This is a genomic window from bacterium, assembly GCA_030655055.1.
In the GTDB taxonomy this organism is placed as follows: Bacteria; Edwardsbacteria; AC1; order AC1; family EtOH8; genus UBA5202.
The window spans coordinates 1-20,082 of sequence record JAURWH010000164.1 but is presented as its reverse complement, the minus strand read 5'-3'; the positions used below and the strand labels follow the sequence as shown (position 1 = coordinate 20,082).

The following is a 20,082-nucleotide window of genomic DNA, read 5'->3' as shown; positions in this document are numbered from 1 at the left end:
TATGTGGCCTACGAAGTATCCGACTCGGTCACGGTGCTGACCCTGGTCGGAACCTCCAATGCCAACATCCGCAGCGGCCTCAGAGCTTACGACATCACGGTCTGTGCCTCGGTCAACAAGGCTTATGTGGCCAACGCTGACGAGGACAGCGTGGCGGTGATAGACTGCAACAGTAATGCTGTGTCAAAGAAGATCAAGGTGGGGGACTATCCATCGGCCATAATATGCGACCCGGCGGCCAAACAGGCCTACGTGGCCAACATGTTTGACAACACGGTAACAGCCATCAATTGCGAGACCAACACCAGCTATAGCAATGTGCTGGTGCAAACCAATCCCTACCGCATGGCGGTCAACCCGATCACCCGCAAGCTTTACGTGGGCAGCGACTTCGGGAGCCACACCGTGATGGTCCTGGACTGGCGGGGAACGGTGGCCCGTGACTCCCTGGTCTTCGGTTACAATACCGGAATGATGGCGGTTAATCCGGTCACCAACAAGATCTACGTGCCGCTCAATTGCGGGACCATCGACAGCCTGGCGGTGGTGGACGGCTCCGACTTTGACACAACCATAACAGTGGCCAAGGCTGGAACCCAGTTCGCAGCCGTCAACCCCATCACCGGAGACGCCTTTTTCAGCAACAGCAGCAGCGACAATGTGACAGTGATCAAGGCCAACGGCGACACCCTGACCATCGCGGTGGGAGACGATCCAAGAATGATCGCCGTTAATCCTATTACCAATAAGGCGTTTGTATGCAACACCGGAAGCAAGTCGGTATCGGTCATAAATGGCGCCAGCTATTCCGTGGAGAACACCATTACCGTTGATACCTTGCCAACCATCGTGGCCGTCAATCCGCTGACCAATTATGTTTACGTCAACAGTTTTTTTGCCTCGGCCAACCGGATTAAGGTCATAGACACCAAGCACTGGGACACCACCTCGGTGTTGGTGGGTTCAAAACCATTCTCCATCGCGGTGAATCCGGTTACCAACCGGATCTATGTGGGCAATGACGTCAGCAATACGGTGACTGTGATTGACGGGGCGCACCATACGGTGATAACGTCCATCCCGTCCAACCGGCCGTACAAGATCGACATCAATCCGGTGACCAACAAGATCTACGTTGCCAGCCTTCAGACATCCGGCATAGTAAAGGTCATCGACGGGGCCACCAACGGCACCGCCAATGTGACCGTAGGCAACTGGCCGTCCGGGGTGGCGGTCAACCGGGCCAACAACAAGATCTACGTTACCAACTACAACGACAGCACCGTGACCGAGATCGACGGCCTGACCAATGCCACCAGCACCATAAAAGTGGGGGTCCATCCGGAATGGATCGCGGCCGACCCGGTGACCGGCAAGGTCTTCGTCTCCAACAGCGACGGCAGCAGCCTGTGCATCATTGACTGCGCCAGCCGCAGCGTCAAGACCATGACCATGCCGGCCGGGCCGCGTCAGTTGGCGGTGAATCCGGCCACCGGCAAGGTCTACCTGGCCTGTTACACCGCCGGGCAGGCGGTGGTATTGGACCAGACCGTGGAGCAGGACACCAAGGTCACCACCTATGACGGCGGCACCACCTGGAAGAACGTATTTCCGGGGAGCAACCAAAACAGGGGGGTCACCACCATAAACCACTGGTCGCCATATAAAACAACTATAAGCCGCGGTTTTTTCAGCCTGGCCTCCAGCCAGTCCTTCTGGAAGTTCGAATCATATCTTGTGTCCAGCACGGACTCATCACGAACCTGGGCGACGGGCAATGGCTGGGGAGCTGACACAGCCATCTACGGCGATAATGTGTACCGCAGGTGCGCTTTGGAAAGCCAGGCCATGAGCACAAATAACCTCGGCGTGGGAACCCCTTTTGTCGGCAGCATCACAACCGATGTGATGTACCGGCTGGACAATGCTACTCCGACCATTGCTTGGTGGGACAGTCTGGCCGATGACAATGACTCGCTGGATGGCTACGGGCCCTATACGGTCAAAGCGGTGATCACCGACTTTTCGGGATTGGACACGGTATACCTTCACTACAACCCGGCGAAGGCCTACACCGGCATGACCCGGGCCCTGGCCGACACCTTTGTGGGAGTGATCCCGGCCCAGATCCTGGCTTACGGCGACACAGCAGCCTTATCTTACATGATAGAGGCACAGGACCACGCGCAAAACCCCTATGGTACCTTCAATTACTCAGCTACCAGCCAGAGGGTGGTACACTTCCGCAACCTAACCGGTCTGGCGGGCAACCCAGCCGATCCGGCCCTGCCTAGAACCTTTGCCCTGCAGGCGGCTTATCCCAATCCTTCCCGTGGTCAGACGGTCATCAAGTACCAGCTGCCCAAAGCCTCCAATGTCCAGCTTCAGGTATACAACGTGGCCGGGCAGTTGGTGAAGACGGTAAGTGAAGGGCAAAAGCCGGCCGGGTATCATCAGGTTAAGGTGAACGATAATACTTTGAGCAACGGAATATATTTCTATAAGCTTACAGCCGGGGAATTCAGCGCCACCAGGAAAATGGTCATTTTGAAATAAGGGGTTATCATTAACAGAGCGGTCGCAATTATGCGGCCGCTCTGGATGTATTTTTACAACTCATGAAAGGGAAAGGTAATGAGATCAAAATTGTTGGTCCTGGTGCTGGCAACCGCAGTATTGTCAGTCCTTCCGGCCTCAGCCGACTGGCAGACCGCCACGGTAGGACTTGGAAATTCCATTCAGAGCGTGGCCGTAGACCCGGTCAAAAACCGTATTTTTACAGCCAATACTTTAAGCGGGACCGTCACCGTGGTCAATGGCAAGACCAACGAGGTTCAAACCTGGACGGCCGGCACCCAGCCTACCTGCCTGGCCGTGAACCCCATAACCGGGAAGCTTTATGTTTCCATCAATGGCTCGTCCACCAATGATACTGTGGTGGTGTTTGACACTCTCGGCAACAGCTTAAAAAAACTGCCGGTAAAGAAGGAACCAACCTCCATGGTGATAGACGTGGACAACGACCGCCTGTATGTGGCCAATAGCGGCAGCGACACCATAAGCATCTTTGCCAGCGACACTCTTTGGTTCTCCTATCCGGTCAACAATGCCCCCTATTCCCTGACGCTAAATCCTGTCAACCATGCATTGTTCATCAGGTACACAGGTTCGGACACCATCAGTACGTTCAACCCGGGACAATATAGCATCATGCACTTCCGCAGCGGATTGGGAGCCCAGGACATCACGGTCAACGCCGCTGCCAACATGGCCTATGTGGCCAATACCAGCGAGGACAGTGTAGCAGTCTACGATTGCTCGGGAATCATGCCGGCATTCGTCAAGAAGATCAAGGTCGGAGACGGCCCGGTGAGGCTGGTATCCGATCCCGGCGCCAAGATGGTTTACGTGGCAAATATGACGGGCGGCTACGTCACGGCCATAAATTGTTCCACCAATACGGCGGTCCTTAACGTGCCGGTGGGGAGCAGTCCCGTCAACATGGCAATCAATCCGGTCACCGGCAAGCTGTATGTTGGCAATAATAATGTCCTCAATTCGCTGAGTATCGTAGACTGGCGCAACGGCGGTACTCTGGAAACAGTAGCCCTGAGTCATCCGGCCCGGCTGGTGGCCCTGAATCCAGTCACCAACAAGATTTACGTGACCTACGAAGCAGGAAACCCCGACAGCCTGGCGGTGATAGACGGGTCTGACTACGACAACACCAAAGTTACTGCCAAGATGTACACCTGCGCCGCCGCGGTCAACCCGGTCACCGGGGATGCCTTCTTCGTCAACTATGGGAGCGACACCGTCACGGTCATCAAATCAACCGGGGTCATCGCTTCCATCGCGGTGGGGGACGAGCCGTTGGCGGTGGCCGCCAATCCGCTGACCAACAAAATATTCGTATGCAACTACGGCAGCAAGTCGGTCTCGGTGATCGATGGGGCTACCTATACCCTTGAACGGACCATCGAGGTGGACAGCCTGCCCTACTCCATTGCGGTCAACCCGCTTACCAACTACATCTACGTGGGCAGCTGGCTGGCCAGCGGCAGCCGGATAAAGGTGATAGACGGTAAGGACTGGGACACCAGCTCGGTCCAGGCCGGCCAAAAGCACTCAGCCCTGGCCGTGAACCCGGCCACCAACCGCATATACGTATGCAACTACGGCAGCAACACGGTCTCGGTGATCGACGGAGCGCACCATGCCCTGCTGGCCGCCGTGGACGCCGGCACCAACCCGTACTCCATTGCCGTGAACACAGTCACCAACAAGATCTACGTGGTCAATGGCAGCAGCAATAACGTGACCGTGATAAACGGAGCCGATAACACTGCGGCCACCGTGGCCGCCGGCGCCGCACCGAGGTGGGTGGCTGTGAATTCCGCGAACAACAAGGCATACGTCACCAATTTTGATGCCGGGACGGTGACCGAGATCGACGGGGCCACCAACGGCACCAGCACCATCACCGTGGGAGCCAACCCGGCCGGGATCGGGGCGGACCCGGTGACCGGCAAGGTGTTCGTGGCCAACAACGGGTCGGCCAGCCTGGGGGTGATAGACTGCGCCAGCGGTAGGATGATAACCACCGTGGCCACCGACGGCTATCCGGGACAGGTAACGGTGAATCCGGTCAATGGAAAGGTCTATGCGACTTGCGCCAATCCCAGCGGCAGTATAACCATCGTCGACCAGACGGTGGAACAGGATACCAAAGTGGCTAGTTATGACATAATACATATTGTCTCCGGATCGGCGTATTCGTATATTGCGACTAGCGGGACAGCAAATTTCCCAGGTCGGGCTGTTAACCGGTGGTCCCCCAGCAAGACCAAGCTACAAAAATCGCTTTTCAGGTTAACGACTTTCGGCCGGGATTGGCATTTTGCGGACAGCCCTGTCACCGGCGATTCCATCTCCTGGTCACTATCATTATCCTCCTGGTCATCCGACTCGTTTATATGGGGTGAGAACATATTGAGTTATTGCGCCATAGACGAACAAGCCGCAGCCACCAACAACCTGGGCGTGGGAACTCCGTTCGCCGGCAATAATGTTTCAAAACCTGTTTATCGCATAGACTATGCGGCCCCGACCATCGCCTGGTGGGACAGCCTGGCTGACGACAATGACTCGCTGAACGGCTACGGGCCATATACCGTCAGGGCAGTGATCACGGATTTCTCCGGGGTGGATTATGCCAAGTTGTACTATCAAATGTCTGGCAAATCATGGCCGTCGGTGACAATGACCAGGGCATCTGCAGATACTTTTATCGCAGAGCTACCGGCCCAAACCATGACTGCAGGGGATACAGCAGTGATGTCGTATTTTATCGGTACCAGCGATCATGCCAACAGCCTCAATAACAGCAGCAATACGATTTCATCCAATACCCGTTCATTCCGCCTCCGCAACCTGACCGGAGTGGAGGGCAATCCCAGTGATCCAGCCTTGCCCAGAACCTTTGCCCTGCAGGCGGCCTGTCCCAATCCTTCGCGGGGACAGACGGTGATCAAATATCAGTTGCCGAAGGCTTCCAATGTCCAGCTTCAGGTCTACAACGTAGCCGGGCAGTTGGTGAAGACGGTCAACGAAGGGCAGAAGCCGGCTGGGTACCACCGGATAGACCTGAATAGCGCCCAATTGTCAAACGGGATATACTTTTATCGCTTACACGCAGGGGAATTCAGCGCCACCAAAAAATTAGTGGTTCTAAAGTAAATCCCTGTATCAACAGAGCGGCCGCAATTATGCGGCTGCTCTGAAAGTATTTTAACCACTTTCGGAAAAGGAAAAACAATGAAAACCAAATTTTGGGGACTTCTGTTGGCGGTTCTTATGCTGACAGCCCTGTCGGCCTGGGCCCAGTGGCAGCTTAATGGCAATGCCACCTGCACCGCCACTGGCAATCAACTATACCCCACCATCGTCAGCGACGGCGCGGGCGGGGCCATCATTACCTGGTATGATTACCGCAGCGGATCAAATTACGACATCTACGCCCAGCGGGTGAATGCCGCAGGCGTGGCCCTATGGACGGCCGATGGCGTGGCCATCTGCACCGCCACGGACGCTCAACTAAATCCCACCATCGTCAGCGATGGCGCGGGCGGGGCCATCATCACCTGGTATGATGCCCGCAGCGGCGCCAACGACATCTATGCCCAGCGGATAAGTGCCGCAGGCGTGGCGCAATGGACGGCCGATGGCGTGGCCGTATGCGCTGCCGCAAGCAGTCAATACTACCCCACCATCGTCTCCGATGGCGCGGGCGGGGCCATCATTACCTGGCAGGATTACCGCAGCGGCACAAGCAACGACATCTACGCCCAGCGTATAAATGCCTTGGGCGTTGTGCAATGGACGGCCGATGGCGTGGCCATCTGCACCGCCACTGCCGATCAAAACTACCCCACCATCGTCAGCGACGGCTCGAGTGGGGCCATCATTACCTGGTATGACGTACGCAGCGGAACAAGCTACGACATCTATGCCCAGCGGGTGAATGCCTTGGGCGCGGTGCAATGGGCGGCCAATGGCCTGGCTATCTGTACCGCCACGGGCAATCAACAATATCCCACCATCGTCAGCGATGGCGCCGGCGGGGCCATCATTACCTGGCACGATAACCGTAGCGGAACATACGACATCTATGCCCAGCGGGTAAATGCGGCAGGAGCGGCGCAATGGACGGCCGATGGCGTGGCCATCTGCACCGCCACTGGCACTCAACAATATCCCACCATCGTCAGCGCCGGCGCGGGCGGGGCCATCATTACCTGGCATGATGGCCGCAGCGGAACCAACGACATCTACGCCCAGCGTATAAATGCCTTGGGCGTTGCGCAATGGACGGCCGATGGTGTGGCCATCTGCACCGCCACGGGCAATCAACTATATCCCACCATCATCAGCGATGGCGCGGGCGGGGCCATCATCACCTGGTATGATGCCCGCATCAGCACCGCCGACATATATGCCCAGCGGCTGGACCGGGGCGACGGCAGTTACTATGGCCGCAATGCCCCGGATATCGTCAAGGCCCCGGACATTCCCAACGACCAGGGCGGCTTCGTGAATTTACAATGGACGCCGTCCTACCTTGATGTTTACCCCGACACCACCATCAGTTTTTATTCGCTGTGGCGCAGTTTAAGCGGGACCGGGGCCAAGGGCGCTAGGCGGGTGGAAGCATCGGATGTCACCAAGGACTTTACAGGGACTGCCTACCGGATCATTGAAAAGGGCGGCAAGGCCTACGCCTGGGAATGGATCGCCAACATCCCCTGGCGGCATTACCTGACGGCCTATTCCTATCCCATGCCGACCCTGTGCGACACCCTGACCGGTGAGATGGCCTGGCACCACTTCTTCGTCTCGGCCCAGACTGACAATCCCCAGCTGTACTGGGACTCGGAACCAGACTCCGGCTACTCGGTGGACAACCTGGCCCCGGCCAAGGTCAAGGGCCTGGGAGGCGAGACGCCGGCCGGTCTGTTGTTGACCTGGAAAAGCAACATCGAGAGCGACCTGAAAAACTACGCGGTGTACTACAACGGAACCTTTTTGGGATTCACCTCTGATACGGTCTACACCTATGCCGGGACGCTCACCACAAATGACAATTTTACGGTGAAGGCCTGCGATATCCACGACAACCAGGGCCTGGCCTCGGATCCCTGGATATACCTGGGGCCAATGGCGGTGCACCTGTCATTTTTTACGGTCGGTCAGACAAACGAAGCGGTGGAGCTTAACTGGCGGACCGAGAGCGAAACGGACTGCGCCACCTGGATCATTCAGCGCAGCAGCTCCGGCGCCACGGCCTTCCAGGATATCGGGAAAATGCCGGGGCAGGGCACCAGCACGATGCCGCACGATTACATCTACCGGGATTCGGAACAACTGGAGACAGGTGATTACCTGTACCGGATAGTCGAGATCAGCGCTACGGGAAATAAAACCAGCTACCAGCCGGTCAGCGTTACCTACAAATCAAACACCCCGGTGGCCTTTTGCCTGAACGGCGCATTCCCCAACCCCTCCCGGGGGCAGACAACCTTCAAATACCAGCTGCCGGTTGAATCCCGGGTCCGGCTGGAGGTATACAATGTTTCCGGGCAGTTGGTAAAGACTGTCTTTGAAGGGGTCAAGCCGGCCGGGTACCATGAGGTCGGCTGGAGCGACCATAATTTGAGCAACGGCATATATTTCTATATATTGAAGGCAGGAAAGTTCAGCGCCACCAGGAAATTAGTGATACTCAAATAAATCCTGGGCGAAATAAAAGCCCCCCGCCTTTGGCGGGGGGCTTTTATAATTATCCTGTTATTTGAGATTCCCGATCAGCATCCTATATGAATCCCCGGTCCAGTGATCAGTGAACGGAGGGGCCTTGGCCACGCCCAGCCCGATGCCGGTCAGCACTGTCATCTTGAAAACCCGGCAGACATCCTTCTCGCTTTGCTGGCTGGCGCAGGAAACCGGCAGGCCCCACTGAATGGGCTCGCCCAGGATGTTGTGCTTGGTGGCGACCCAGTTACCGGAAACGCTGACCTTCAGCACCTTCTCCTTGGGATAGGCCGAGGCAAAATGGGCCTTGGTGGCCGCGGCCAGGTCGGGGATCTTGCCGGGTCCGGCGAAGCCGGCCATATCGGCCGGGAAACGGGCGGCCTCCAGCGCCTTCTTGACATCGGCCTGGGACTTGGTGCGGTTGGCCTTGAGGCCGGCCAGGTATTTGGTGATCTCGGCATCGCCGGGGGAGAAGCGCAGGGCCCGGGTTATCTCGGCCTCGGACTCGGCAAAGCGCTTGTCCCGCTCGGTGTCCATGATGAAGTCGATGTTCTCCATCGTCTGGCTGACAGAACTCATGATCTTCCGGGCCTCAAGTTTGGGGTTCTCCTTGACCCAGGCCAGCCGGTCGTTCAGTTCCTGGTAACAGCGGCTGGGCTGCTGGTCCGGCCTTTTGTTGGCCTCGTCATACATGCCTTTCTTGGGGTCTTTGGGGGCCAGTTCAATTATCTTGCGGTCGGTGGCCTCCCCCGGCTGGCCGTACTTGGCGGTGAAGGTTTTCAGGAAGGCCAGGATCTTGGGCTGGTCGTTCCTGGCTATGTCCGCTGCCAGGGCCAGCACCTCATCGGTCTGTTCCTTGGAGTAGGCGATGTTCTGGTCGTTGGGGAAAAAGCGTTCCGTCTTCTGGCGGAATTCCGCGGTCAGTTTATCCAGCGCTTCCCAGTCGGCTATCACCTGTTTGACCTTGGCCCAGTCGATGGAGGCTTCGGCCTGGGTCTTGGCGGTCTGTTCCTGCGAGGCCTTGAGTCCGCCGCCCAGGTAACGGTACTTGTTCTCGATCACTCCCAACTCCGCGTATTTTGGATCGGCGGCCTTGATCTGATCGATCAGGCCGCGGGCCTCCTCCAGCTTGGCCTTGAGCACCGCCTGGTCATTGGTGTTCTCGGCGGCCCGCAGGGCGGCCTTGGCTTTGGTGGCCAGCGCTTTGGCATCGGAGGCACCCGCCGCTCCGGCCTCGGGCGCGAAGCACAGGGACAGCCCACCGAATAGGAGACAGTAGGGAAGGTAACGGCGCAATGGCATATTGACCCCTTTTATGGCGTTGATGATTGTACCATAACTATACCGCAGGGGCGGGAAAAATGTCAAGGCAAAACCCCGTATTTATTTAGAAATACTCTTTGCATTTTGAAATGGAGAGTGCTATAATAAATTTCCCGGAAACAACTTAAAGGAGCGCCCATGAAAAAACTGAAAAAGATCACCTCGTTCGCGGCAGTGACGGTGATGGCCATCTGTTTTTACACCTTTTTGCTGGGCAACAATGTCTTCGCCGGCAAGTTCAGCAATGACGGGATGTCCTGGTATTTTCTGGCCAAGGGCATCTACTGCTCGCTGACCATGTACCTGCTGGCCCTGGTGCTGGAGATGCTGCACGACCGGAAGGACAAAAACTAAACCGGTCCAGTGCCACAAAGACACAAAGGCACCAATTCTATATATTGTGGCTTTCGCGTCATTCCCGCAGAAGCGGGAATCCAGAGATCCGCCCTACGAAAGGCACTAAATACAGAGGGCAAATTAATATACATGGGCCTGGGGGTGGTCATCCTGAGGAATGCTTTCTACCTATCCTCCGAAGAAAGTATTAAAAACGGATTCTTCGATTTGCCAAGCAGCGGCGTTTGGCTCAGAATGACACCGCCAGGAAAGTACCATAAAGTTTCGTGTATTTTCGTGTATTCAGTGGGCAGCTGGCCGTACTATCGTTAATAAAAACATCATTATATAAATCTTCACAACAGGCAGGTGAATCATGAAAAGCCCCAAGACCAAGATCAAAGCCAAACCCAAGATCAAAAAAGCCGCCAAGCCGGTGAAAAAGAAAACTCCGGCCAAGAAGCCGGCCATCAAGGCCGCGGTCCAGCCCAAGAAGCAGGACCTGTTCACCACTCTCAAAGAGTGGAACAACACCTGCGTTCAGCCGATGCTGGCCAAGTATCCCGAGCGCAAGAAGCAGTTCCTGTCCACCTCGGGCGACGAGATCAAGCGGGTGTACACCCCCTGCGAGACAGATGGCCTGGATTACCAGAAAGACCTGGGCTTTCCCGGGCAGTACCCCTACACCCGCGGGGTCCAGCCCACCATGTACCGGGGAAAGTTCTGGACCATGCGCCAGTACGCCGGTTTCGGCGACGCGGCCGAGTCCAACAAGCGCTACAAGTATCTTTTAGCCCAGGGCCAGACCGGGCTGTCCATCGCCTTTGACCTGCCCACCCAGATCGGCTACGACTCCGACGATGCCATGTCCGCCGGGGAAGTGGGCAAGGTGGGCGTGGCCATTGACTCCCTGGCCGACATGGAAATACTGTTCGACGGCATCCCGCTGGACAAGGTCTCCACCTCCATGACCATCAACGCCCCGGCCGGGGTGCTGCTGGCCATGTACGTGGCGGTGGCCGAGAAGCAGGGGGTGAAGGCCGACCAGCTGAACGTCACCATCCAGAACGACATCTTAAAGGAATACATCTCTCGGGGCACCTACATCTTCCCGCCCACTCCCAGCATGCGCCTGATCACCGACATCTTTGAATACTGCGCCAAGCAGGTGCCCAAGTGGAACACCATCAGCATCTCGGGCTATCACATCCGCGAGGCCGGCTCCTCCGCCACCCAGGAAGTGGCCTTTACCCTGGCCGACGGCATCGCCTACGTCCAGGCGGCCATCGCCTCGGGCCTGAGCGTGGACGATTTCTCCTCCCGGCTGTCGTTCTTCTTCAACTCCCACAACGACCTGCTGGAAGAGGTGGCCAAGTTTAGGGCCGCCCGCCGGATCTGGGCCCGGATCATGAAGGAAAGGTTCAAGGCCCAAAAAGCTTCGTCCCAGATGCTGCGCTTCCACACCCAGACCGCCGGAAGCACCCTGACCGCCCAGCAGCCGGACAACAACATCATCCGGGTCACCATCCAGACTCTGGCCGCGGTACTGGGCGGCACCCAGAGCCTGCACACCAACTCCCGGGACGAGGCCCTGGCCCTGCCGACGGAAGACTCGGTCCGCATCGCCCTGCGCACCCAGCAGATCGTGGCCCACGAGTCCGGCGCGGCCGACACCGTTGATCCTTTGGCCGGTTCCTATTACGTGGAGGCCCGGACCAGCGAGATCGAGAAGGCCGCCTGGGCCTACATCGAGAAGATAGACAAACTGGGCGGGATGGTCAAAGCCATAGAGAAGGGCTATGTCCAAAAAGAGATCCAGGACAGCGCCTATCACTATCAGAAGGACGTGGAGGCCCAGGAACGTATAGTGGTCGGGGTCAACAAATTCACGGTCAAGGAAGAGTCGCCCAAGAATCTTTTGAAGGTCTCCCAGGCAGTGCAGGACGCCCAGATGAAGCGGCTGGCCGAGATGAAGGCCAAGCGCGACAACGCCGCGGTGAAGAAGGCGCTGAGCGAGATCCACCGGGCGGCCCACGGCAGCGAGAACCTGATGCCGTTCATCGTGGATGCGGTGCGGAAGTACGCCACGCTGGGAGAGATCTGCGGAGTGTTGAGAGAGGTGTTCGGGGAGTACCAGGAATCGGTGGTACTGTAAACCCCACCCTCATTCCCTCCCCTCGAGGGGAGGGATAGGGAGAGGTTAACCTTATGAAACCATACTACCTAACCACCGGCCTGCTGTGCGTCAGCAACATCTTCATGACCTTTGCCTGGTACGGTCACCTTAAGAACATGTCCGGGCGGTCGTGGTTCTTGGCCGCTTTGGTCAGCTGGGGCATTGCCCTGTTTGAGTACTTAGTGCAGGTTCCGGCCAACCGCATCGGATACCAGGTGATGAACGTGGGCCAGCTGAAGATACTGCAGGAAGTAATCACCTTAAGCGTGTTCGTGCCGTTCTCAATTTTGTATTTACGAGAGAAGCCCAGCCTGGATTACCTGTGGGCCGGGCTGTGCCTGCTGGGCGCGGTGTTCTTTCTGTTCCGGGCGAAACTGTTTGGGACCTAACACTTCGTAAGAAACGCAGGCAGCCCTGCTCAGTGCAGGCCCCACCCGCTCGCCACGTTCATTCGTAGGGCAAGCTGTCCCACTCAGTGCAGGCTCTCCCCGCCACGGGGAGGGCCGGGGAGAGATTAAAAAGATAATCAGTAACTCACAAAACCTATGACCGACGCACTCATTCTTCTGGCCCTGCTCATCGGCCTGGAACTGGTCCTGGGCGTGGACAATATCCTGGTGATCTCCATCTTCGTGGGGCGGCTTCCGGCCGGAGAACGCAACAAGGCCCGCCTGCTGGGCCTGGCCTTTGCTTTGGTCGCCAGAATATTGATGCTGGTCATCCTGCTTTGGCTGGCCAAACTTACCACCCCGCTGTTCCTTAACCTTTCGGTGCGGGACCTGATATTGCTGGCCGGGGGAATGTTCCTGCTGTACAAAGCGGTCACAGAGATCCACCACACGGTGGAGCTGAAGGAGGAACAGCATCGGGAGAAAAAAGCCAGGCAGGCCTTTGCGGCGGTGATCACCCAGATAGTCATACTGGACATAGTGTTTTCCATCGACTCGGTGGTGACCGCCATCGGGCTGACCAACCAGCTGTGGGTGATCGTCTCGGCGGTCATCGTCTCCTTCGCTGCCATCCTGTTTGCGGCCAAGCCCATCGGGGATTTCATCATGGATCGGCCCACGTTGAAGATCCTGGCCCTGTCGTTTTTGATCACCATCGGGATCACCATTTTCATGGAGGGAATGCACAAGCACGTGCCCAAGGCGTATATTTATCTGCCGATGGGTTTTGCCCTGCTGGTGGAGATGCTGCAGCTGAGGTATGAGCAGAATAAGAAGAGGAAGGTGCCGGCAACTACGTAAGCTGTTTTTACCACATCCCCTCTTGGGGAAGAGGGGAGCGAGGGGTGTGTCCATAGAAAACGCAAGGTTTTTATAAAACAAATATTTTGTCATATAAACTAGGAGCATTCACATGCCAAACAAGATCCGCATCCTCATCGCCAAGCCCGGACTGGACGGGCACGACCGCGGCGCCAAGTACATCGCCCGGGCCCTGCGCGACGCCGGGTTCGAGGTGATCTACACCGGCCTGCGCCAGACCCCAGAGGCCATCGCCGCCGCCGCCGTCCAGGAGGACGTGCAGTGGGTGGGGCTGTCCTGCCTGTCCGGGGCCCACAATTCGTTGTTCCCCAGGGTGGTCCAATTGCTCAAGGAAAAGAACGCGCCGGACATCAAGGTCTTCGGCGGCGGGGTGATCCCGGCCGACGACATCCCGGGCTTAAAGGCCGCTGGGATCAAGGAGATCTTCACCCCGGGCGCTTCCAGCCAGCAGGTGGTGGATTACATCAACCAGAATTGATCCTCCACTAAACGATGCCCTGGGTTTATCGAAGAGGCACCAAATCACAAAGGACACGTCAAAGATCGCCGGGGGAGACCGGCTGATCTTTCTTGGAGTCATGTACGGCCAGAAGAAAAGCCGCCCCGCTTTTGAAGCGGGGCGGCTTTTGGTTGAAGGTCATCAAACCACTAAATATGTCCGATTGGGTCGGCAGTTCCGTCGGGATCGCTCTTCACGTAACCGCTGGTTGCCGGGTGTCCGCCGGTTATCAAAAGGATGCCGCACATGTGCGGTGAGGCCATCGAGGTGCCGCTCATGGTGGTATAGCCTCCGTCCTTATAGCAGGACAAGATGCTTACCCCCGGTTCGCAGTAATCAACCGGCGGATTGCCATAGTTCGAAAAGGAGGCCCAGGTGTCGGTGGCATCCATGGCCGAGAGGGTCCAGATGTAGGCGCCGTTAACCCGGGCCGGGGAATAGAGGCTGGCGGGATCGGAATCGTTGCCGGCGGCCAGGGCAAAGTATATTCCCTTGTTGGAGGCGGCCAGTACCGCGTCGTCCAATGCCTGATAGACCGGACCGGTCAGGCTCATGTTGGCGGAGTTTCCGGCCGATCCGACGCTGGCCACGTAGTCTACCCCGGCGATGATTACGGAATAGGCTCCGCTTCCCCGGCGGTCAAGCACCTTGACCGGGACCACGGTGGCGCCGGAGGCCACGCCGATCACCCCGATGGTGTTGTCTTTTGCGGCCACAATCCCGGCGCAATGGCTTCCGTGCCCGTTGTCATCGTCAGCTGTGGCAGCGGGGTCGATGAAGTTTTTCTGGAGGGCGGTGTTTACCGTCAGGTCGGGATGATCCAGGTCTATGCCGGTGTCGAGTATCCAGGCGGTCTTGCCGATGCCGCTGGCATGCCCCACCCGGACGATGCCGTAAGGGACCGTTTGAGTCGGTTGTACCGGGGCTGGTTTGGCAGTGATCTTTACCGTGATCATGCGGTCGGCTTCAACGTATGAGACCCGCTTGTCGGCTTTCAGGTCAGCCACTTCCTTCTCGGTAAGGTTGGCGGCAAAACCCAACAGGGCGGTGCCGTATGCAACCCTGATCTTTACGGAGGAGATGCCGTTGTCCTGCATGACGGCCGAGGCTTTTGACCGGGCATAGGCCTCCGCCTGGTCATAGGTGGCGGAGCTCTTTGCCGCAAGGGCTCCCGACTCTTTAAGCACCACCACGTATTGTCCGGGGATGATGTTGTCCGTTTGCAGGGCAACCAAGCTGGCAGATTGCGGAGCCGTCTTGTCAGCGATGCTGGTGGGATTATCAGAACAACCCCAGACCATCAGGCATGCCACCATGCCTATGATGACTTTCACTGTTGCTGTTTTTCCCATGAGACATCCTCCTTTTTGGTATTGTATATTCGGGGGCTTGTTGTACCCCCTTCTACAATAGTCATCCAAAATCAGGAATTTGCCCGGCGTGCCAATGTGGCAAAGAGGGGGCGAGTATACAGCCTCATAGGTAAGTTGTCAAGACATATTTTAAACATTTCAAAACAAATAAAACCAGTGACAGATGAAAAACTTAGTCCATTGGATCACAGGGGATTAGGAGACTAAGGGGAAACAAAAAACAGTAAAATGTTGACATATAAAAGTGACAGCATTTTGATTTTTGAGGATTAAGGGTATTACTTGTTTAACTGAAAACCAGAGATATTTTTCCCGTCTATAAGGCCCGATAGATGGTGAATAAATTTCCAAGGACAGGCTGCCAGGCATCGGGGCCGGCAATAAAAACCGCCCCGCAATCATCCTTCGTCTGCTTTGCGACAGACTATGGCGGACATGTTTGCGGGGCGGTTTTTTTCTGAAAACAGTTAAAACCCTATTATCAATATTCCTTTCGGGATTATGCCAAAACCGGCCGACTCCTCGGCCTGCAGATTGTACCCAAAGTCCAACCCCAATCCCATGGCGGTATTCCCGGTGATATAATAGTTGATACCCATTCCAGCGCCCATGAAGGTTCCCAAATGCGCCTGAAAATACGGGCGCAGGGGGGCATAATACTGGTAATGCACAAACTCCTCGCCTTCGGTGTCATATTCAAACCGGGTGTTGCGAGCCGGTAATACCTTGAGCATTTCATAGCGCAGGGTCAGGCCTATGTTTATAGCGGTATTGTCCACGGTGTCGGTGATCATTTGGGTGGAGTATATGGGGTCAAAGGTCACCGGGTCATAGCCGCTTAAATAGGTGTAGCTGGTTTCTTCTTCGTACGCGTAAGGGTGGATCCCGAAGTGGGGGATCAACGAAGTCTTTTCATTGAATTTCAACATCAGTCCGACCTGAAAAGCAAAACCGGAACCGCTGGCAAATTTAAACCCCGGTTCCAGGTTAAAACCCACCCGGAAATCCCGGCCCGGCAGTTTCCGCTCGGCGGCGGCCGTGCCGGCTAAAAAAAACAGCACTGCCATCAGGGCCATGCTCAATCTAATATGCTTACTGCCAAACATATATCTTCTCCTCGCTTAAGGCGTTGGTGAATGCCTGGCTGATGCCCCCCAGGGCCTCGGCCAGGTCCGAGCCGGACTGGCTGGCAGTGCAGATCATCACCACCGTGGCTGATTTAACGTCCACCACCCGGGCGGAGATCCCCACCGCGGTCTTCCATCCGCCGCCGCCGGAGAGCATTCCCCCCTTGGCCAGTTGAAAATCATATTGGATCACCGAGCCGTAAACGATGTAGTCCACCCCCAGGTATTTGCCCATCTCGGAGATCTTCTTGGGGTCGTCGGACATGACCGTGATGGACTGGGAAAGGGCAACTTCCTTGAAGATGTCCCGGACCTTGTCCCGTTCCAGCACCTGATAACCCTTGAACAGCATCTCGATGGTCAGGATGTCAGCGATGGCGTTGCCGTCGGTGGAGACCCTCTCGGACATGGTCTTCCCCGAACTGGCGCTGTTGAACGGCAGGACGGCGAACTTGGCGGTCTTCAGATCTATCGGGCCTTTTTTGTAGATGTTGCCCTTGACCCTGGCCGAAGCGCAGCCCCCGGCCGCCAGCGCGCCGAACAACAGCAGGGCAGTCCAAAGCAAAAATCTTTGCTTCATCCCTTGTCCTCCTAAATTAATATTTATTGCCAATAATTGGATTATAGTAAGTGCTAAGGGTCTTGTCAAGCAATATGTTGTCCTGAAGGCATTCCGTTTGTACCGGCTCCGTAAATAACTGCATAATCGTAAGGCGTCGTTTAGTTGACATTGGTTTTGTTTTGAAGAAAAAATGACCGTAGCCAGATAGTCTAATAATATGGAAGAAGCCCCGATCATCTTCGGGGCTTCTTTTTTTTGATTTATGTTGAAAATGCGGAGGATATCTGTTATTATTTGACCAATGGAAATCCAAGCACATATGAACGAACTGGCCGGTAAAATAATCAGCGGAGACATCCGCTCCATCGCCCGGGGCATCACCGTGATCGAGAACGACGATGCCGGGTCGGCTCTGCTATTGAAGGAGCTTTACCGGCACACCGGCAAGGCCTACCTGATAGGCATCACCGGGCCGCCGGGCGGAGGCAAGTCCACTTTGGTGGACAAGCTGATAAAGCATTACCGCAAACAAAAGCTCAGGGTCGGGGTGCTGGCGGTGGATCCCACCAGCCCCTTCTCCGGCGGGGCCATTTTGGGCGACCGGGTAAGGATGCAGCAGCACGCCACCGATGACGGGGTCTTCATCCGCTCCATGGGCAGCCGCGGGCATCTGGGCGGGCTGGCCCTGGCCACCACCGACGCCGCCAAGATACTGGACGCGGCCGGCTATGATATCGTGATCTTCGAGACGGTGGGCATCGGGCAGTCCGAAGTGGAGGTGGCCGGCCGGGTGGACACCACGGTGCTGGTCACCGTTCCCGGCCTGGGCGACGACGTCCAGGTGCTGAAGGCCGGGACCATGGAGATAGCCGACATCTTCGCGGTCAACAAGGCCGACCGGGAGGGAGTGGAGCGCTGCGTGATAGAGCTGGAGCAGCTTTTGTCGGTAAAGGAGATGGACCAAAGCACCTTTCTGCCGCCCATCCTGCAACTGGTGGCCAAGGAGAACAAGGGAGTCAAGGAACTGGCCGGGGCCATTGAAAAACACCGGGAGTATCTTTTAGCCGAAGGCCGGCTGGAGGCCAAGCGCCGGGCCCGGGTCAAGGACGAGGTCCACAACATCATCACCAACCGGCTGGACAAATGGGCCCGGGCCAAACTGACCCACGACATGGAGACCAGGGAGAACCTGGAGGAGCTGTATCAAAAGAAGACCGACCCCTATTCGGTGGCCCGGGACATCATCAATCAGCTGGGCATAGAAAAACCTTGAAAGAATGTTGAGGTCCAATGAACCCATGGCTTGATCTTATACTGCTGTCTTTGACGGCTTTTTTATTCCGGCATTTCTATGCCTTAAGCCTGAGACCTGACGGAGGCGCAATTGAACCGGAAAGGGGCTGGCGCAGCCGCGCCGCCCAGTTCCGGTTCTTATTTTTGATCCTGCTGGCGGTCCATCTGCTCCTTTTCTTTTCCTGCCGTCATTGCCCGCTGCCCCTGAAATGGCTGGAAAAACTGCCCTGGCCCTCCGCCCTATCTTCACTGGTTGGCTTCATCCTGCTGATCCCCGCCGCCTACCATCTTTGGGGCGGGCTTAAGGCGGCCGGGCGCAAAAGCATTTTCCCCGGCCCCGGTCCCTCCCTGTTCGGCGGTATCTACCTTAAACTGCGCCATCCCCAGTTCCTGGGCCTGCTGTTATTTCTGACATCCGCCGCGCTCCTCTCCAATTCCCCGGCGATGCTGGCGGTCTCAATAGTTTGGACTTTCATCCTCCGTTCTCTGATCAAGGCCGAAGATAAAAGCCTGGAAGCGGCGATGGGAGATGTTTACCGGGAATACCGGAAAAATACCGGAACCTTCATCACCATTGAAAGGTCGCCCAAGCATCACCAACTGACCCACTGTCTGAATTGTAATGAGGAGCTTAAGGGCGAATATTGCTACCAGTGCGGCCAGAAGGGGACCGAGATCGATGTGCCCATTGGCGAGGTGATCCAGGAGTTCTTAAGGGACGAGCTGAAGATAGACGCCCGGCTGGGCCACACCGTCACCCCCCTGCTTTTCAAGCCCGGCCTGCTTACCGCCGACTACATCGCCGGCCGCCGGGTCCGCTACGTGCCGCCCTTAAGGATGTATGTCTTCATCAGTTTGGTGATGTTCTTTTTGCTGGCATTAAGCAGCCGTCATGTGGACCTGGGAAAGTTCATCAGCACCGCCGAACAGGAGGCCGACAGCACCGGGGCCGTCTCCCCCACGGACAGCGTTTCCCAGGCGTTGAAAGAAGCCGGCATCGGGGATTCACTGATCACAGGGGCTTTAAGGCGCCATGGGATCATTGACCCAAGTCTGACCAAGGATGAAGAAGGATCACAGCCGGCCAATTCCGGCCTTTCCCTGAATTTTTCGGATTCCACCGAAGCCCAAGGCGACACCACGGGTTTCCTCCATCGCTTTGAGAAAGCGGCCGAGCACGGCTGGGAAAAGGCCAAGGAAGATCCGGAAAAGGTGCTGGAGCTGGCGGTGGAAAAATTCGGCCACATAATGTTCCTGCTGCTGCCGATCTTTGCCCTGCTTCTAAAGCTACTGTACCTCCGGAGGGGCCGTTATTTCATGCAGCACCTGATATTCTCCCTGCACTTTCACGCCTATGTGTTCTTCATCCTTTCGATCATCCTGGCCGTCAACCTTTGGGGAGGCGGGTTCCTGAAACAGCATGCGGACTACCTTTTCTGGCTGTTGCCGTTCTACCTGCTGCTGGCCATGAAAAGGTTCTACGGCCAGAAGCTGGGGAAGACCGCGGTCAAGTTCCTGCTGTTGGCCTTTAATTACGGGATCATATTCGTGCTGGGCGCGGCGCTGGCCTTCGTCTTTTCCCTGATGTCGCTGTAGTGACGGGTAAAGACAAAAAACTCATCCGCAGATGGACCGGATTTACGCAGATTTTATCCGATTATGTTCTTTTTCTTTTTTGTACCGCCAACTAAGAAAAAGAACCAAAAAGAAAAAAGCTCGTCGCTTAAAACTCTCCGGGCCACGCTTACGCCAAGGCTTCAGCGGGCCCGCGCTGCGCTTCTCGTTGCCGACGGGCTTGTCTGAACTCGGGCT

Annotated in this window: 15 protein-coding genes; 11 read left to right on the top strand and 4 right to left on the bottom strand. The window is 56.6% G+C overall.

The annotated features are described in order from the left end of the window. The 3 genes from Q7U71_07875 to Q7U71_07865 all read left to right on the top strand — a co-directional run. Positions 1-2,556, top strand: a 2,556-nt coding sequence (locus Q7U71_07875; protein MDO9391675.1) for a T9SS type A sorting domain-containing protein, incomplete at its 5' end; no start/stop codon positions are given. Positions 2,557-2,634: 78 nt separating this feature from the next. Then, on the top strand, positions 2,635-5,739 hold the full coding sequence (locus tag Q7U71_07870; protein ID MDO9391674.1) for a T9SS type A sorting domain-containing protein: 3,105 nt from the start codon (positions 2,635-2,637) through the stop codon (positions 5,737-5,739). 78 nt (positions 5,740-5,817) lie between these two features. Further along, the gene (locus Q7U71_07865; GenBank protein MDO9391673.1) at positions 5,818-8,289 is read left to right on the top strand and encodes a T9SS type A sorting domain-containing protein; all 2,472 of its coding nucleotides are present in this window, start codon (positions 5,818-5,820) and stop codon (positions 8,287-8,289) included. A gap of 57 nt (positions 8,290-8,346) precedes the next feature. Here the strand turns inward: Q7U71_07865 and Q7U71_07860 are convergent, their stop codons facing one another. Beyond that, positions 8,347-9,612 (bottom strand): hypothetical protein, encoded by a 1,266-nt coding sequence (locus tag Q7U71_07860; GenBank protein MDO9391672.1) that lies wholly within the window; start codon positions 9,610-9,612, stop codon positions 8,347-8,349. A 159-nt stretch (positions 9,613-9,771) separates the two neighbouring features. On the opposite strand from Q7U71_07860, the gene Q7U71_07855 reads away from it, so the two are divergent. The 5 genes from Q7U71_07855 to Q7U71_07835 all read left to right on the top strand — a co-directional run bounded on the left by Q7U71_07855 (position 9,772) and on the right by Q7U71_07835 (position 13,894). Next, positions 9,772-9,987, top strand: a complete 216-nt coding sequence (locus tag Q7U71_07855; GenBank protein ID MDO9391671.1) for an LCI family antimicrobial peptide — start codon at positions 9,772-9,774, stop codon at positions 9,985-9,987. A gap of 529 nt (positions 9,988-10,516) precedes the next feature. Beyond that, positions 10,517-12,124, top strand: a complete 1,608-nt coding sequence (locus Q7U71_07850) for a methylmalonyl-CoA mutase family protein (protein ID MDO9391670.1) — start codon at positions 10,517-10,519, stop codon at positions 12,122-12,124. A 53-nt stretch (positions 12,125-12,177) separates the two neighbouring features. Then, a complete protein-coding gene (locus tag Q7U71_07845) occupies positions 12,178-12,534 on the top strand; it encodes a DMT family protein (GenBank protein MDO9391669.1) in 357 nt (118 codons plus the stop codon). A 156-nt stretch (positions 12,535-12,690) separates the two neighbouring features. Continuing rightward, positions 12,691-13,395 carry a TerC family protein gene (locus Q7U71_07840; protein MDO9391668.1) on the top strand — a complete coding sequence of 235 codons (705 nt, stop codon included), beginning with the start codon at positions 12,691-12,693 and terminating at the stop codon, positions 13,393-13,395. A gap of 112 nt (positions 13,396-13,507) precedes the next feature. Further along, entirely contained in the window at positions 13,508-13,894 is a 387-nt protein-coding gene (locus Q7U71_07835; protein MDO9391667.1) for a cobalamin B12-binding domain-containing protein, read from the top strand. A gap of 170 nt (positions 13,895-14,064) precedes the next feature. Here Q7U71_07835 and Q7U71_07830 read toward each other — a convergent pair whose 3' ends face one another. From Q7U71_07830 to Q7U71_07820, 3 genes are all read right to left on the bottom strand, one after another. After that, positions 14,065-15,267, bottom strand: coding sequence for a S8 family serine peptidase (locus Q7U71_07830; protein ID MDO9391666.1), 1,203 nt, complete (start codon positions 15,265-15,267; stop codon positions 14,065-14,067). A gap of 488 nt (positions 15,268-15,755) precedes the next feature. Further along, the gene (locus Q7U71_07825) at positions 15,756-16,355 is read right to left on the bottom strand and encodes a hypothetical protein (GenBank protein ID MDO9391665.1); all 600 of its coding nucleotides are present in this window, start codon (positions 16,353-16,355) and stop codon (positions 15,756-15,758) included. Positions 16,356-16,380: 25 nt separating this feature from the next. Then, positions 16,381-16,995, bottom strand: coding sequence for a CsgG/HfaB family protein (locus tag Q7U71_07820; GenBank protein ID MDO9391664.1), 615 nt, complete (start codon positions 16,993-16,995; stop codon positions 16,381-16,383). A gap of 301 nt (positions 16,996-17,296) precedes the next feature. On the opposite strand from Q7U71_07820, the gene meaB reads away from it, so the two are divergent. The 3 genes from meaB to Q7U71_07805 all read left to right on the top strand — a co-directional run. Next, a complete protein-coding gene (gene meaB / locus Q7U71_07815) occupies positions 17,297-18,250 on the top strand; it encodes a methylmalonyl Co-A mutase-associated GTPase MeaB (GenBank protein ID MDO9391663.1) in 954 nt (317 codons plus the stop codon). 17 nt (positions 18,251-18,267) lie between these two features. Beyond that, the gene (locus Q7U71_07810) at positions 18,268-19,866 is read left to right on the top strand and encodes a DUF3667 domain-containing protein (protein ID MDO9391662.1); all 1,599 of its coding nucleotides are present in this window, start codon (positions 18,268-18,270) and stop codon (positions 19,864-19,866) included. A 31-nt stretch (positions 19,867-19,897) separates the two neighbouring features. Next, a partial coding sequence (locus Q7U71_07805) for a hypothetical protein (protein MDO9391661.1) occupies positions 19,898-20,082 on the top strand: 185 nt, incomplete at its 3' end.

What these genes read in the sequence shown, in the direction of transcription:
- Q7U71_07870 (MDO9391674.1), top strand. Translation starts at nt 2,635, where the DNA reads ATGAGATCAAAATTGTTGGTCCTGGTGCTGGCAACCGCAGTATTGTCA.
- Q7U71_07865 (MDO9391673.1), top strand. Translation starts at nt 5,818, where the DNA reads ATGAAAACCAAATTTTGGGGACTTCTGTTGGCGGTTCTTATGCTGACA.
- Q7U71_07860 (MDO9391672.1), bottom strand. Translation starts at nt 9,612, where the DNA reads ATGCCATTGCGCCGTTACCTTCCCTACTGTCTCCTATTCGGTGGGCTG.
- Q7U71_07855 (MDO9391671.1), top strand. Translation starts at nt 9,772, where the DNA reads ATGAAAAAACTGAAAAAGATCACCTCGTTCGCGGCAGTGACGGTGATG.
- Q7U71_07850 (MDO9391670.1), top strand. Translation starts at nt 10,517, where the DNA reads ATGCTGGCCAAGTATCCCGAGCGCAAGAAGCAGTTCCTGTCCACCTCG.
- Q7U71_07845 (MDO9391669.1), top strand. Translation starts at nt 12,178, where the DNA reads ATGAAACCATACTACCTAACCACCGGCCTGCTGTGCGTCAGCAACATC.
- Q7U71_07840 (MDO9391668.1), top strand. Translation starts at nt 12,691, where the DNA reads ATGACCGACGCACTCATTCTTCTGGCCCTGCTCATCGGCCTGGAACTG.
- Q7U71_07835 (MDO9391667.1), top strand. Translation starts at nt 13,508, where the DNA reads ATGCCAAACAAGATCCGCATCCTCATCGCCAAGCCCGGACTGGACGGG.
- Q7U71_07830 (MDO9391666.1), bottom strand. Translation starts at nt 15,267, where the DNA reads ATGGGAAAAACAGCAACAGTGAAAGTCATCATAGGCATGGTGGCATGC.
- Q7U71_07825 (MDO9391665.1), bottom strand. Translation starts at nt 16,355, where the DNA reads ATGGCAGTGCTGTTTTTTTTAGCCGGCACGGCCGCCGCCGAGCGGAAA.
- Q7U71_07820 (MDO9391664.1), bottom strand. Translation starts at nt 16,995, where the DNA reads ATGAAGCAAAGATTTTTGCTTTGGACTGCCCTGCTGTTGTTCGGCGCG.
- meaB (MDO9391663.1), top strand. Translation starts at nt 17,297, where the DNA reads ATGAACGAACTGGCCGGTAAAATAATCAGCGGAGACATCCGCTCCATC.
- Q7U71_07810 (MDO9391662.1), top strand. Translation starts at nt 18,268, where the DNA reads ATGAACCCATGGCTTGATCTTATACTGCTGTCTTTGACGGCTTTTTTA.